Annotated in this window: 12 protein-coding genes and 2 pseudogenes; 4 read left to right on the top strand and 10 right to left on the bottom strand. The window is 63.9% G+C overall.

All coding sequences use genetic code 11. The annotated features are described in order from the left end of the window. Positions 1–122: 122 nt before the first annotated feature. A complete protein-coding gene (dnaE, locus tag BRAD3257_RS18810) occupies positions 123–3,626 on the bottom strand; it encodes a DNA polymerase III subunit alpha (RefSeq protein WP_122403042.1) in 3,504 nt (1,167 codons plus the stop codon). A 448-nt stretch (positions 3,627–4,074) separates the two neighbouring features. Further along, on the bottom strand, positions 4,075–4,797 hold the full coding sequence (locus BRAD3257_RS18805) for an outer membrane protein (RefSeq protein WP_122403041.1): 723 nt from the start codon (positions 4,795–4,797) through the stop codon (positions 4,075–4,077). A 253-nt stretch (positions 4,798–5,050) separates the two neighbouring features. On the opposite strand from BRAD3257_RS18805, the gene BRAD3257_RS18800 reads away from it, so the two are divergent. Together BRAD3257_RS18800 and BRAD3257_RS18795 are read left to right on the top strand one after the other, a co-directional pair. After that, the gene (locus BRAD3257_RS18800; RefSeq protein ID WP_122403040.1) at positions 5,051–5,359 is read left to right on the top strand and encodes a DUF3551 domain-containing protein; all 309 of its coding nucleotides are present in this window, start codon (positions 5,051–5,053) and stop codon (positions 5,357–5,359) included. Between the two features lies 1 nt (position 5,360). Then, a complete protein-coding gene (locus tag BRAD3257_RS18795) occupies positions 5,361–5,624 on the top strand; it encodes a DUF3551 domain-containing protein (protein WP_122403039.1) in 264 nt (87 codons plus the stop codon). Between the two features lie 53 nt (positions 5,625–5,677). Here the strand turns inward: BRAD3257_RS18795 and BRAD3257_RS18790 are convergent, their stop codons facing one another. After that, complete coding sequence (locus BRAD3257_RS18790; protein ID WP_122403038.1) at positions 5,678–6,316, bottom strand: HD domain-containing protein; 639 nt, start codon at positions 6,314–6,316, stop codon at positions 5,678–5,680. A gap of 42 nt (positions 6,317–6,358) precedes the next feature. Further along, positions 6,359–6,820: a carboxymuconolactone decarboxylase family protein gene (locus BRAD3257_RS18785; protein ID WP_122403037.1), complete on the bottom strand. Its 462-nt coding sequence runs from the start codon at positions 6,818–6,820 to the stop codon at positions 6,359–6,361. 117 nt (positions 6,821–6,937) lie between these two features. Here BRAD3257_RS18785 and pdxR point away from each other — a divergent pair. After that, positions 6,938–8,343 (top strand): annotated as a pseudogene (gene pdxR, locus BRAD3257_RS18780) (MocR-like pyridoxine biosynthesis transcription factor PdxR). Between the two features lie 22 nt (positions 8,344–8,365). Here pdxR and BRAD3257_RS41070 read toward each other — a convergent pair. The 3 genes and pseudogenes from BRAD3257_RS41070 to BRAD3257_RS18765 all read right to left on the bottom strand — a co-directional run. Further along, a pseudogene (locus tag BRAD3257_RS41070) lies at positions 8,366–8,500 on the bottom strand (type I methionyl aminopeptidase); the annotation flags it as partial. A 25-nt stretch (positions 8,501–8,525) separates the two neighbouring features. Then, positions 8,526–9,425, bottom strand: a complete 900-nt coding sequence (locus BRAD3257_RS18770; protein WP_164937153.1) for a GNAT family N-acetyltransferase — start codon at positions 9,423–9,425, stop codon at positions 8,526–8,528. Positions 9,426–9,543: 118 nt separating this feature from the next. Beyond that, positions 9,544–10,920, bottom strand: a complete 1,377-nt coding sequence (locus tag BRAD3257_RS18765; protein ID WP_122403036.1) for an FAD-binding oxidoreductase — start codon at positions 10,918–10,920, stop codon at positions 9,544–9,546. A gap of 106 nt (positions 10,921–11,026) precedes the next feature. Between BRAD3257_RS18765 and BRAD3257_RS18760 the strand changes: the two genes are divergently transcribed. Further along, positions 11,027–11,935: a LysR substrate-binding domain-containing protein gene (locus BRAD3257_RS18760; RefSeq protein ID WP_122403035.1), complete on the top strand. Its 909-nt coding sequence runs from the start codon at positions 11,027–11,029 to the stop codon at positions 11,933–11,935. Between the two features lie 237 nt (positions 11,936–12,172). Here the strand turns inward: BRAD3257_RS18760 and BRAD3257_RS18755 are convergent, their stop codons facing one another. The 3 genes from BRAD3257_RS18755 to BRAD3257_RS18745 form a co-directional block, all read right to left on the bottom strand. Continuing rightward, complete coding sequence (locus BRAD3257_RS18755; RefSeq protein WP_122403034.1) at positions 12,173–13,030, bottom strand: DMT family transporter; 858 nt, start codon at positions 13,028–13,030, stop codon at positions 12,173–12,175. 70 nt (positions 13,031–13,100) lie between these two features. After that, positions 13,101–13,637, bottom strand: a complete 537-nt coding sequence (locus tag BRAD3257_RS18750; protein ID WP_244607989.1) for a TetR/AcrR family transcriptional regulator — start codon at positions 13,635–13,637, stop codon at positions 13,101–13,103. 180 nt (positions 13,638–13,817) lie between these two features. Further along, positions 13,818–14,591, bottom strand: coding sequence for a helix-turn-helix transcriptional regulator (locus BRAD3257_RS18745; protein WP_122403033.1), 774 nt, complete (start codon positions 14,589–14,591; stop codon positions 13,818–13,820). Positions 14,592–14,672: the final 81 nt, after the last annotated feature.

The raw sequence follows: 14,672 nt of genomic DNA, 5'->3' as shown, positions 1-14,672 counted from the left end.
TCCTCCCTGACGACCCGCCGAACGCGATTGTCCGGCACACAACTCATAGCTGCGCCGGACAGGCTTCGATACCACACGGGGGCTTGATAGTTAAGCGTTGGTTTGCGGCGGAGCTGACAACGTCAGAGCTGCTGCACGTCCACCACGCCCGCCACCGCCTTGATCGCGCCGGCGATCTGCGGCGAAACCTTGAAGCGGCCGGGCAGCTTCATCTCCACCTCGGTCTCGAGGTCGAGCATCATCACCAGCGAGACCTCGCCGTCGCCATTCGAGCGCGGTGCGATGCCGGGACTGCCGACCTTCGGCGCGGCGCCGTTCGAAGCGGCCATGTCGGGGCCGGCGAGACGCTTGGCGATGGAGTCCAGCGGCTTGGTGTCGCGCAGGAAGATGCGCAGACCCTTCTGCGTCTTGGCGGCGGCGGCGTCGAGCGGCTCGGCATGCAGCACGCGGGCGCGGACGTCCTCGCCCTGAAGCTCGGCACCGAGCTGCAGCAGCACGGCCGCGCCCGGCTCCAGCACGTCGCGATATTGCGCGAGCCCTTCCGAGAACAGCACGGCCTCGAAATGGCCGGTCGGATCGGACAGGCCCATGATGCCCATCTTGTTGCCGGTCTTGGTGCGCCGCTCCATGCGCGAGACCACGGTGGCGGCGACCTTGCCGGCGGTGGCCCCCGTCTTCACCGCTCGCGAGAACTCGGCCCAGCTCTGCACCCGCAGCCGCTTCAGCACGGTGGCATAATCGTCGAGCGGGTGTCCCGACAGGAAGAAGCCGACGGCGTCGTATTCGCGGCGGAGTTTTTCGGCCGGCAACCACGGCTCGACCTGCGGCAGCATGATGGTCGGCGCGTCCGCCGACATGCCGAACATGTCGTTCTGGCCGATGGTCGCAGCTTCATGCGCCCGCTGGCACGCGGCGAGGATCGCATCCGCACCGGCGAAGACGCGCGCCCGGTTCGGCTCCAGCGCGTCGAAGGCGCCGGCGGCGGCGAGACTTTCGATGATGCGCTTGTTGATCGCGCGCGGCGAGACCCGCGCGGCGAAATCGGCGAGCGAGGTGAACAGGCCGCCTCTGGTGCGCTCCGCGATGATCTGATCGATCGCCTGAATGCCGACGCCCTTGAGCGCGGCGAGCGCGTAGTAGATCGTGTTCTCGCCGACCTCGAAGGTCGCGCCCGAGCGGTTGATGTTCGGCGGCTCGACCTTGATGCCGAGGCGCTGCGCCTCGGAGCGGAATTCGGAGAGCTTGTCGGTGTTGTTGAGATCGAGCGTCATCGACGCTGCGATGAACTCCACCGGATAATGCGCCTTCATATAGGCGGTGTGATAGGACACCAGCGCGTAAGCCGCCGCGTGGCTCTTGTTGAAGCCGTAGTCGGCGAACTTCGCCAACAGCTCGAAGATGGTCTCGGCCTGCCCCTTCGGCACGCCGTTCTTCACCGCGCCCGCGACGAAGATGTCGCGCTGCTTGTCCATCTCGGCGCGGATCTTCTTGCCCATGGCACGGCGAAGCAGATCGGCGTCGCCGAGCGAATAGCCCGACATCACCTGCGCGATCTGCATCACCTGTTCCTGGTAGATGATGACGCCGAAGGTCTCCTTCAGGATGGGCTCCAGCAGGGGGTGCAGATATTCCGGCTCCTCGTCGCCGTGCTTGCGCGCGCAATAGGTCGGGATGTTCGCCATCGGACCCGGGCGATACAGCGCGACCAGCGCGATGATGTCCTCGAAACGGTCGGGGCGCATGTCGATCAGCGCCCGCCGCATGCCCTGACTTTCAACCTGGAACACGCCGACCACGTCGCCGCGCGCCAGCATCTGGTAGCTCTCGGCATCGTCGATCGGCAGCGTGGCGAGATCGACGTGGATGCCGCGCGGCTTGAGCAGCTTGCAGGCGACGTCGAGCACGGTCAGCGTCTTGAGGCCGAGGAAGTCGAACTTCACCAGGCCCGCCGGCTCGACCCATTTCATGTTGAACTGGGTCACCGGCATATCGGATTTGGGATCGCGGTAGAGCGGCACGAGCTCGCTCAAGGGGCGATCGCCAATCACGATGCCGGCGGCATGCGTCGAGGCGTGGCGCGTCAGGCCTTCCAGGCGCTGGGCGATGTCGAAGGCGCGCGCCACAATCGGGTCTTCGTCGCGGAACGCCTGGAGCTTCGGCTCGCTCTCGATCGCCGCAGCCAGCGTCACCGGCGCGGCCGGATTCTGCGGCACCAGCTTGGTCAGCTTGTCGACCTGGCCGTAGGGCATCTGCAGCACGCGGCCGACGTCGCGCAGCACGCCGCGCGCCTGCAGCGTACCGAAGGTGATGATCTGCGCGACCTGGTCGCGGCCGTAGCGCTCCTGGACGTATTTGATCACCTCGCCGCGGCGGTCCTGGCAGAAGTCGATGTCGAAGTCCGGCATCGAGACGCGCTCGGGATTGAGGAAGCGCTCGAACAGCAGGCCGAACTTGATCGGATCGAGGTCGGTGATGGTCAGCGCCCAGGCGACCAGCGAACCGGCGCCGGAGCCGCGGCCCGGCCCGACCGGAATGCCCTGCGACTTCGCCCATTTGATGAAGTCGGACACGATCAGGAAGTAGCCCGCGTATTTCATGCGGGTGATGACGTCGAGCTCGAAGGCGAGCCGCTTGGCATAGGTCTCTTCCGTCGTGCCCTGCGACAGGCCGTGGACCCGCAGGCGCTTGGCGAGCCCCTCCTCCGCCTGGCGCTTCAATTCGGCCGCCTCCACCGCGGCCGCATCCGAGCTCGACGCGGCGCCGACCGTGAAGAACGGCAATATCGGCTTGCGCGTCAGGGGGCGGAACGAGCAGCGCTCGGCGATCTCCACCGTCGAGCTGAGTGCCTCCGGAATGTCGGCGAACAGCACCGCCATCTCGGCGCGCGTCTTGAAGCGGTGATCCGGCGTGAGCTGCTCGCGCTCGGTCTCGGCGATCAGCCGCCCGCCGGCGATGCACAGCAGCGCATCATGCGCTTCGTAATCGTCGGTCGCCGCGAAATACGGCTCGTTGGTCGCAACCAGCGGCAGCCCCTTGGCGTAGGCGATGTCGATCAAGCCGCCTTCGACGCGCCGCTCCTTTTCGGTGTTGTGGCGCTGCAACTCGATGTAGAGGCGGTCGCCGAACAGGCCGGCCAGACGCTCGCAGCGCGCCGCGGCGAGCTCGCCAAGACCACCGGCGAGCGCCAACGAGATCGGCCCGTCCGGTCCGCCCGTCAGTGCGATCAGCCCCTCGGTTTCGCCCTCGAGCCAGTCGAATTTGATGAACGGAGCATGGCTGTCCGGTGATTCCAGGAACGCGCGCGAGTTCAGCCGCATCAGGCTGCGATAGCCGCGCTCCTGCGCCGCCAGCAACACCACGCGCGACGGCCCGATCGCATTGCGCGCATTGGGATCCTGATCGCCGAAATCGATCGCCAGCTCGCAGCCGACGATCGGCTGAATGCCGGAGCCCGCCATCTTGTCGGAGAACTCCAGCGCACCGAACAGATTGTCGGTATCGGTCAGCGCCAGCGCGGGCTGATGGTCTTTCTTCGCAAGCTCGGCAAGTTTGGCGATCTTGATCGAGCCCTTGAGCAGCGAATAGGCCGAGTGAACGTGAAGGTGAACAAATCCGGCGCTCGGCATGGTCGCGTGACGGCCTCTTGCAGATGGGATAGAGCGGTCGCCGGCGCCCTAGGGCATCATCCACCCGTCCGGCCGACTCGCTTCACAATGGTGGGGTGTCGCGCCGCGAGAGTCCACGCAGGAGCGACCGCTTCGCCCCGTCATCCGGCTTTTCCCCAACATGCCGGAAGCTCAGCGAATCAGAGCTGCGGAATCACCTGCGCCCAGATCGCGATCATCCCGACGAACAGCGTGATGGACGCCAGTGCGGCGGCTTCTTCGACGAAAACCCTGAACATGGCCTGCTCCCTTGTTGGAACGTATGAAGAACATTGTTCTCAGTTTGTTCTAAGGAGTCAAGTGATCCGGGACGTCCCCAGGCTGGATGGTTAACTCGTTGAATGCAAATAACAAAAAGCCCCGGCCGAAGCCGGGGCTTTCGTCAGCCGCTCGCGTGGAGCGTTCTGTCTTAGTAGCGAGCCACCATCGGGCCGCCGAACTTGTAGTTCAGGCGGACGAGGCCCATGTCGACGTCCTGACGGATGCGCTCGGTGCCGGCGAAACCGGCGAAGGTGACGTCCTTGTCGGACAGGAAGATGTGGTTGTACTCGACGCCAACCGACCAGTTCGGCGCAAAGCCGTACTCGAGACCGGCACCGACCGTGCCGCCCCAGCGGGTGTTGCTGGTCGACGCGAGCAATCCGCCGCCGAGGTTAAAGATCTCGTACTTGTCGCTGACCACGGCCGCACCGCCCTTCACATAGATGAGGACGTTGTTCCAGGCATAACCGACCTGGCCGGTGATGAGGCCGAACGCATCCATCTTCGTGCGGTTGCGGGTGGCGAACAGCGCGCTGAGATTATCGCCGGAGAAGTCGGCCCAGTTGCCCTGGCCTTCCACGCCGAACACCCACTGGCCCGACTGCCAGCGATAGCCGATCTGGCCACCAACCGTGCCGCCGGTCGCATCGTGCGAACCTTCACGACCGACGCCCACGAAGTCCCAGGTCACGTGCGACGAACCGCCACCACCGTTGATGCCGATGTAGAAGCCGCTCCAGTCGTAAACAGCAGCGATCGCCGCCGGCGGAGCTTTGGTGTACGGCCGCGCCGCGAGGTCAGCAGCCAGTGCCGGCGCGGCCGCGCTGAGCGCGACGAGGCTGACAGCAGCAAGCAACAAACTCTTCTTCATTTGATTCCCGTTCCAGTTTCTTCAAAGGCCCCCGGGCCGTGACCGTCGTCATAACAGCGATCGACGGAATTGCTGTAACCGCTACGCAACAGTTCGATCGAAAGGACCTTGCTCATTAACGAATGTTTACCGTCACGTGCACGGAAACCCTTTGAAACCAGGGTTTTCACGAGTTCCAATGTCGACTACACGACATACACCGCATGCGTGCGTAACGACGTCGCGCGCACGTTCGCGTGATTGGAGAATCGAAATGCGCAGTCGAGTTCCTCACCCCATTGTCGCCACACTTTCGCTCGCATTGATCACATTTGCACTCGCATCAATTGCAAGCACGCCCGCACGCGCATTCGGCAAGAACCATCCGTTCTGCCTCACTGGTGATGAATGGCCGGGACTGAGCAATTGCAGGTTCGACACCTACCCGCAGTGTCAGGCGAGCGCGTCCGGTCGCGCGCTGACCTGCATCGCCAATCCGTATTTCGTCGGACAAAGCGACGACCCATACGCGTATCAAAATCGCCCGCGCGCGCAGACGCCGGGCTATTTCCTGCCGCGCTGAGATGCGACGCGCCGTACTGATGCTCGCCCTCACCGGCATGCTCCCGGCAAGCGGGTCTGCGCACGCGCAGACCTATGATCCGAGCTATCCGGTCTGCATGCAGATCTACGGCCCCGTCGGCTATTTCGACTGCCGCTACGGCTCACTTGCGCAGTGCCGATATCTCGCCGTTGGGCGCTCAGCGAGTTGCGTCGTGAACCCGTACTTCTCAAAGAAGAAACCAACGCCCTCTCGCCGCGAGCGCACGGCCGCTGACACCGGATGATCGGAACAGTTCGGCTGCAGCCAGGCATCCTGTGGCGTAGCGGCTGCGTCTCCTCAGCTTTGCCAGGGCGTGTTGCGGATGCGCGTGCATGCGTTCGGTTTGCGGAAGCTCGGATCGTGATCCTCGATGTAATCGAAATTGACGGTGCCGAACGTCGTCTGCGGCTTCTTCAGCGCCGAGCAGGTCTGCACCTTCAAGAACTCGTTCTTGAAATCGCCGCGCGGAAACGCGGATATTACCTCGTCGCGCTGCTCCGGCGTGTACTCGTCAAATCCAACGCCCACGACATCCACCAGGACGCCTGCGTTTGTGAGCGCGATCTCCGGTTTCATATATTGCGGAATGCCGGGCGTGGTGTGCAGCGCGATTGCTTCCCACACCAGGTCGGCCTGCGGCTCGGCAATGCCGCGCGCCCGCAGAAAGTCGCGCGCGGCGTCGGCACCGTCGACCTCAAACCGCTTGGTCTCGGTGTGGTAGTGATCGACCAGGCCGAGATCGTGAAACACCGCCGCGACATAGAGCAGCTCGGAATCGAACTTCAGCTTCTGACGCAGTCCCTTGATCGCGCCGAACACGTAGACGCGAACCGAATGGTTGAACAACATCTCGTCCTCGTAACTGCGCACCAGCTCGGCGGCCTCGCGCGCCAATTGGCTGTCGGGAATCTTGACGCCGGAAATCACGCTCGTCATCTTCAGGCTCCTGCTTTCTGTTTCGGCTGATGCCCTTCGCGGTCAGGCTGCATGCTCGAGCGCAGCCTGTGGCGACTTTCGGAAGCTGATCGACATGCGATTGTACGCATTCATCAGGCTGATCGCGATCGTGAGATCGACCAGCTCGCGCTCGCTGAAGACCTTGCGGGCGGCTTGATAGGCTACATCCGGAACGTTGGTCTCGGCGACACGGGTAACCGTCTCGGCCCACGCAAGGGCGGCGCGCTCGCGCGCGTCGAAGAGATTGCCGGCCTCGGCCCATGCCTGGACCAGCGCGAGCTTTTCGATCTTCACGCCGCTCTTCAGCAAGTCGCGCGTGTGCATGTCGAGGCAATAGGCGCAGTTGTTGATCTGCGACACGCGGAGATAGACCAGGGCGACCAGCGTCGCGGGAAGGCCACTCTGCATGACGTAGCCGTAGACGCCGCCCAGTGCCTTCGCGCCTGATGGTGCGATGTGGTTGTAGTTGAGACGTTCACTCATCTGCTTGCTCCTTGATGATCGGAAGGGATGAACGCTCCCCGTTGCCCCCTTTAGGTGCCCCTGCCATGGTCCATAAAAAAGCACCAAGAACGCACAAAAATCGTGTACCATGCAGGCATGACCAAGCCACTGCGTCTGAAGCTCGATCGATCTGCGAAGACGCCGCTGGCCGAGCAGATCCACAGGGGGATCAGGACCGCCATCGAGAGCGGCGTGCTCGCCGCGGGCGCGCGCCTGCCCTCCTGGCAGGATCTGGCCGCCCAGCTCGGCGTCGCGCGCGGCACCGTACGCGTCGCGTACGAAAAGCTCTCATCCGCCCAACTGATCGTCGCGGCCCGCGCCACTGGAACGCATGTCGCGGACCGGCCGTCCTTGCCGGTGCGGCGGGACAAGGCCCCGGCCCCCGGCTCGTTCATGGAGATGTATCAGGAGCTCACGGCCGGGCCGGCGATCTTCCAGATGGGCGTGCCTGCGCAGGAGGCCCTTCCTGCGACGCTGCTGGCGCGGATGCGCGCGCAGGCGGTGCGCGCCGAGGTGAGCGCGCCGGCGATCTACCCTGACCCACGCGGCGAACTGGCGTTGCGGCGCGAGATCGCGGCCAATCTTGCGTTGGCGCGCGGCATCGAATGCGCGCCCTCCCAGATCATCATTACCGGCGGTTTCAGCGGCGGGCTCGGCCTGGCGCTCCGCGTCCTCGGGCTCGAGCAGAAGAAGGCCTGGTTGGAGGAGCCGGGCTTTCCCTTCACCCGGCGCGGTCTCGGGCTTGCGCGATTATCGATCGCGCCGATCCCGGTTGACGCCGACGGTATCGACGTCGATTACGGCCTGAAGCATGCTCCCGATGCGGCGCTGGTCCTCGTGACACCAGGACAGCAGGCGCCGTTCGGATCGACATTGTCGCTCGCGCGGCGCTCCGCCTGCTCGACTGGGCTGCGCAAAGCAAGGCGTGGGTGATCGAGGATGACTATCTGAGCGAGCTGCAGCTCAGGGGCCGGGCGACGCCGGCGCTGGCATCGCTCGACCGCGCCGGCCGCGTCATTCACATCGGCTCTTTCAGCAAGACCGTGACGCCTGCCCTCCGTCTGGGCTTTGTCGTTGCACCGGCCGCCCTGGCGTCGCGATTTGCCGAAGTTGCGGCGTGCCTCGCGCCGGCGCCTGGACCCGCGGTGCAGCTCGCGATGGCCGATTTCATCAGTGATGGCCATTATCTCCGGCATCTTCGGCGCACGAAGCGGGTCTACGCAGCGCAAGGCGATGCATTGCTGAAATACCTCCGCCCGCGCACTGCAAATGTTGCGATTGCCGGATTGGCGGCGGTCCTGCGGTTGCCGGAGGGAGCGCCCGATCTGGCCATCGCCAGGGAAGCCGCACCGCTTGGGCTGGCGCCCACGCCGCTATCTCTCTGGTATGCGTCGAAGGGATCAGCGCGCCCGGGACTGTTGCTCGGGGTCGCAACGTCTCCGCTCAAGAGGATCGAGGCGTCCTGCGATCGGCTCCTTGAGATCGTCGATCGTCTGGCATGAGCAGGCCGACCTCGGTGGCCTTACCGGCCGGCGTGACGATCAAAGGTCCGTTTCGCGTGGCGATCACGGTGTGCTCGTATTGGACGGTCGGCGTCGCCGGGCGGCTGTCGAGCGTCCACGGATCGTCATCATCCTGCGCCCACTCGGCGCCCATGGAGCGTGTTCAATGCACCTGGATTGAGCTACATGAAACCGGGATTGCGCGGGAGGTAGCTGCCCCAATCTCCGAACTGTCGATTGGACATCAGCAGCATCGGGAAGGTCAAACGCATCCCGTTGTCAATCGCCGCCTTGAGAGCCGGCTCGCTCGCGCCCGGCACGAAGGCCGAAATGGTTGACACATCGCTCCGCGCTGCGAACGACAGCGCAGCCGCAAATGCGGGGCCGACGAGATCTGGCCGGCGGACTGCAAGCGGGCCAATGTGTCCATCCGAGATATAGACATACCCCACGCATTCACGACCGGCGTGAATGGTGAACCCGCTCGTCGTGCTGTCGTTCAGGAGATATCGATGATGCTTCTCTCTGGAAATGCCGAGAGCACTGGCGTCAATGGACGCCAGCTCATCGAACCCGGTCGTCTTGGCGGCGAGAGATTCAAGACGGAGCCGCGGCTCGGCCAACCGCTGCGCCAGGCGGTCACGAGGCACACTGACCATGTAGATCGGAAAGCGCGGGAACAGTCCGTGCCGGATGTAGAGGCCTTGAGACACGTTATTGAACGTGAAGGTGATTAGCGCCTTGATGGATGCTCCGCGCATCTCTGCGTGCGCGAACGTCCGACCGATGAGTTGATCGCCAATGCCGGCGCCCTGGCGATCAGGGGCCACGAACAGCTGCGCCAGAAACCAAAGCCCGCCGCAAACCCAACTCCACGCGAAGCCGACAATTTGTCCGTCGTCATCGGCGACCCATAAACCTTCCGCATCATCGGCGAGCGAGAAGGCCTGAAAACTCGGCGGACGAGAGGATGCCATCTTTCCAAAGCCCCGCCGCTCAGTCAGTTCATTGATGCTGGCGACCACGATCTCGTCGGCTCTCACCAAGTCGTCCATGCGAGCGGGTCGGCACACGATGGCCATTTCTGGAGTCCTTCCCTGGATCAGCGCGGCCCGGCCAACGTCAAGACCGGGGCCGGAGCGTAGCGCCTTGTACGGACATCCTGAACGGGATGAGAACGACGAGATCCTCAGCCGCCAATCAGGCCAGCGGCCGGATGTTCTGGTTCATGCGGAAGAAGTTCGTCGGATCGTACTTCGCCTTGATCCGCTGCAGACGCCGGTAGTTCGGTCCATAGGCGGCAGCGACAGGATCGCCCGTCTCGTCATCATCGAGATAATTGACATAGCGGCCGGAGGCAAAGAAGGGCCGCATGCTTTCGTAGGTCTCGCGCGCCCAGGAGATGCAGCGGCTTGTCTCGCCGGGCTGCGTCCACTGCGCGAGGATCAGGAAGTTGTAGCCCTCCTGCCGATGCGGAAATGCGGTATCCCCCGCAGCGATGCGAACCGCCGCGCCGTGGATGTGTTCGAGCAGGAACTGCCCCATGGGAGTCGGGCAGCGCGCGAAACATTCGATCATGGTCGAAATCGCATCGTCGCTCAGCTCGCTGAGGAAGTTTGATTTCCAATAGTTGAAAGCGCCTTTCGGATAATTGGCGTCGAGCATGCGGTTGAGCTCGCAATAGGGCATCGGCCCGACTGCATCCAGGATTGGTGCCCCGAACTGCTTCAGCGGTCGCATCGCTGCTTCGGCATCCGCCACCGAACCGCAATGGCTGGTGACCAGGGCGGCAACCTCCGTGCCCGATCCGTCGGGCGCATGGGTCAGGGATGCGAACAGCATATGCTCGTCCGTGAGCGAGCGCGTACTGGCCCGGAAGAATTCCAGCACGTCACGGGAGCGCGCGATGGGGTGGATGATCGGACCGCCCGTGATGATCGGCCCGACCCTATGGAGATCATATTCGAGACTGGTGGCGATCCCGAAGTTTCCGCCGCCGCCGCGGACGGCCCAGAACAGATCGGGCTCCTCTTGCTTGCTGGCCCGCAAAACCTTGCCGTCGGCGGTGACGAGCTCGACGGCGCGCAGATTGTCCAGTGCCAGGCCGTACTTGCCCATCAACCAGCCCAGTCCTCCGCCGAGGGTCAAGCCGGCGATGCCGGTGGTCGAGACCACGCCGCCGGTGACCGCAAGGCCGCGGAGTTGCGTTTCGCGATTGAGCTCGCCCCAGGTGACCCCGCCCTGCGCCCATACGGTCTTGCCGACGGCGTCGACCCGGATGCCCTTCATGGGCGAGAGGTCGATCATGATCCCGCCGTCGATGGTTGCGCGCCCTGCCACATTATGACCGCCCCCGCGAACCGCGACTTGAAGACCAAGCTTGGTTGAAAGTGCCACGGCATCCACGACATCGGCGACGCTGCGGCACCTGGCAATCAATGCTGGGCGCTTGTCGACCAGCCCGTTGTGGACCTTTCGCGCCTCCTCGTAGCCCTCGTCCCCTGGCTCGAGGAGCTGTCCTCCGAAGGAGGCGTTGAGATCGGCGGCAGCGCTGGCGACGGATGCGATGGGTGACATGACACGGTCTCCTCAGCTTGACCGCCGTATCCTCAATCGTGGGCTGTCTCGGCGCAAATCCGAAGAATTCAGGTGACGATGAATTGATTTCACCTAGACTGGTGGCATGCACAAGCTGCCGCCGCTGATCGAGCTCCGCGCCTTTGAAGCTGCCGCACGGCATCTGAGCTTCAAGAAGGCGGCGGCAGAACTCGGTGTGACGCCGACGGCGATCAGCCACCAGATCGGGTTGCTCGAGCAGTATTGCGGTCGGGCTCTGTTCCGGCGCAGACCACGGCCTCTTTCGTTGACCGAGGCCGGGGCGCGGCTCTTCCCCGCCATTCGCGGCGGCCTCGAGGGGTTTGCCGCGGCCATTGCGGCCGTCAAGCAGGAACGAGACCAGCAGCCTCTCCGGGTGACGACGACCAACGCTTTCGCCAGCCGCTGGCTCGTGCCCCGCCTGCCCCTGTGGCGGAAGCTGCATCCCGACGTGCCGCTGGAAGTCATCGGCACGGATTCAGTGCTCGATCTGCAGGCCGGAGATGGCGATGTCGCCATTCGCTATGCGACCAGCCGGGCACGGCCGACAGACGGAATCGTCGATGACCTCTTCAGCGATACGTTCTGGCCGGTTTGCAGTCCCAGCTTGCTTGCAACGGAGCGCCTGAAGAGACCGATCGATCTTGCTAACCACGTTCTGATCCACTCCTATTGGTCGCCCGCCGATCGCGAGCCGCCCACGTGGCAGAGATGGCTCGCCGCGGCTCAGCGCAGGTGGCGAGAAGTGCCCCAATTCAAGGACATGCAGCATTTGAGCTTCCGGGAGGAACTGCACGCCATCGAGGCGGTGATCGCCGGACAGGGAGTCGGGATTTTCAGTGACGTGCTCGTGGCACACGACCTCGCAGCTGGGACGCTCGTGAAGGCCTTCAAGTTGAGCTTGCCTGGCTACAGCTTCCATGTGGTCAGTAAGCCAAGCCATCCGCGCGCACGGACCATCCGGGCTTTTTCGCAGTGGTTGCGGTCAGGTCCTTGATCGGCCTCTCAGTACTCCCGAGATGTCCACTCCTGATCAAGCGTTGCGATCCAAACCACCGCAACGTTTCCGCTTGCCGCTCGAAATCAGACGCGCCGGCCACTACGACTCTACGCGCTGCACCCGATGGTCGCAGGCGAGCTACAGATAACGGATGATGTGACTGACGAACCTACTCCGAAACTCCATCGTTTCGCAAAGCGCTCCGGCGAGCGAGGTCCGTCTCCCCTGCCCTGCTCACGAACGCGTGGCCGGTCGCAGCTGCGTCATGGCGACGCCTGATATCGCGAGCAGCCCCCCGACAAGCAACTTCGGCGTCATATGTTCGCCGAGAAACAACACGCTCGATGTCAAGGCGAACACCGGAAGCAGAAGTCCGAATGGCGCGACGCGGCCTATGGAGCAACGGGCAATCAGCCAGAACCAGAGGCCGAACCCGACAATCCCTCCGATGAAGATCGTGTAGGCCAGCGCCAGCCAACCACGGTCATCCGCGGCGACGAGGCTCGTGAGCTGTCCATGTTCAAGGAGCAACGACATCACCAGAACCTGAGGCACCGCAAGCAGCGACGACCACCCCATCAACATCAGCGGTTCAAAAGGGCCATAGCGTTTGATCAAGACATTGGACACCGCAAACGCGAACGCGGCTCCGACCACAAGCAGCAGCGGAAGGGTATTTGCGGACAAGCCGGGTCCCGCGGCCAGCACCGCCACACCGGCGAATGCGATCACGACGCCGGCGGATGTGGCGAGCGACGGCTTTTCCGACAGCAGCGGCCAGGCCAACAGGACGGTGAAAGGCGGGGCGAGTTGGTATGCGACGGCCGACAGGCTTCCCGAGCCGAGCCCAAGGCCAACATAGAAGAGACCGAAATTCAGTCCGCCCAGGAAAAGCGAAATGGCTGCGACGGGACCGAACTGTTGTCGCGCAGGCTGCCCAACGAATGGAACAAGCAGCAGCGCGATGGCCAGAAAGCGCAGCGCGAGGAAGAAGAGCGGCGGAAACTCCGTCACGCCGACCTTGATGACCACGAACTGATAGCCCCAGAGCAACGGAACGGCCACGGCGCAGACGATCTGGATGGCCGACATGGCGCCGTTCTTTTCAAGACTACTCGGTCCAGATATAGGCCTGCGAGCAGCGGAAACGTCCATGGTCTGCCTACCTGATAAAGCGATCGAGCAAAGCGTCGACGGTGGCTTGCGAAATCATCCGTGCCGGAGCCGTTTTACCGACCACCCGCATGCCCTCGACGAAACAGACGATAATGCGGGCGGCACTCGCAGGCTCGACGCCATCGGCCAATCTGCCCGCTGCCTTCGCACGGGACAGGGCATCGACCAAGCGAGCCTCCATGGCTCTGAAAAAGCTCCCGATGCGACGGTCGACCTCGGCATCACGGCCGGCCAGTTCCATGGCTGTGGCGACCAGCAGGCATCCGCGCCGGCCATTGGCCCCGCTGTTGCGCTCGACGTAACCGGCGAAATAGGCCCGCAAGCCGTCGACCGGCTCTCTCTCAGGGGCAAATTCGACGTCCATGCGATCGATGGCATCGGCAATGTAACGATCAAGTGCACGCAGAAAGAGCGAATGCTTGTCGCCGAAGGCGGCGTAAAGGCTGCCGCGCGAGAGCTTGGTCGCTCGAAGAAGGTCCGGGAGCGCCGTGGCGTGATAGCCGCGCGACCAGAACACATTCATCGCGCGTTCGACAGCAGCTTCGGTGTCGAACGTTCGGGGACGGCCACGGGGAATCTGCACGGGAGACTGGCTGCGCATATGTAGATATATAGACCGAATGGTCTTAAATTGGCAAGAGCCCCTTTCGCCGCGGGCGGTACGGCTCCGCGTTCAAATGCTGACGCGAGTTCCCGCGCGCGATCACACCGGCGTATAGATCACGAGCCTCAGCGCGGCGTCGTCGTTGGCCTGAAAACTCGTGTGCTCGAAATGCAGCACGCCCTTGGTCGGATGGGTGATGGTCTTGCGGCCCGACAAGGTGCCGTGCACCTCGTGGGCGCCCCACCATTTGACGAATTCGGGACTACCTTCGCGCAAGCGCGTCAGCAATTCCGCAAAGGCGGGATCGCCGGCCCAGACATCGTGGGTGGCGCGAAACATCGCGACCATGCGCCTTGCGACATCGGCCCAGCCCGCGCCGTAGGATTTTCGCGTCTGCTTGTTGGTCATCATCAACAGCAGCGTGTTGCGATCGTCCTCCGGCAGCCGGCCGAATGCAAAGATCTCTTCTGCGGCTTCATTCCAGGCCAGCACGTCCCAGCGCCGTCCGGTGATGTAGGCCGGATGCGGCAGGCTCTCGACCAGGCGCAGAATGGGCGGCGGCACCACCTCGCGGGTGAACGGACGCCTGTCGCCGTCGCGCGCGAGATCCTTGAGGTGCGCATGCTCGGTCTTGCTGAGCCGCAGCGCGCGGGCCAGCGCATCGATGGTGGTGACCGACGGGCTGACGGTACGGCCCTGTTCGAGGCGGATGTACCAGTCGACCCCAATGCCGGCGAGCTGCGCGACCTCCTCGCGCCGCAGGCCTGTAGTGCGCCGGCGGCGCCCCGCCGGAAGGCCCACGGTCTTCGGCGACAGCTTTTCGCGGCGGGACCTGAGGAAATCGCCGAATTCGACGCGGCGTGGGTCGGCCATCGATGTCGCTCCCGCAATGGAGGGCCCTGGGAATACTAGGATAATACCAGGCCTTCCTGGCCTCTCCAAGGCGGTGCATAT

Origin of the sequence: Bradyrhizobium vignae, from assembly GCF_900324035.1 — a bacterium.
Classification (GTDB): Bacteria; Pseudomonadota; Alphaproteobacteria; order Rhizobiales; family Xanthobacteraceae; genus Bradyrhizobium; species Bradyrhizobium vignae.
The sequence above is the reverse complement of the archived record's forward strand: the minus strand, read 5'-3'. Positions and strand labels throughout refer to the sequence as shown.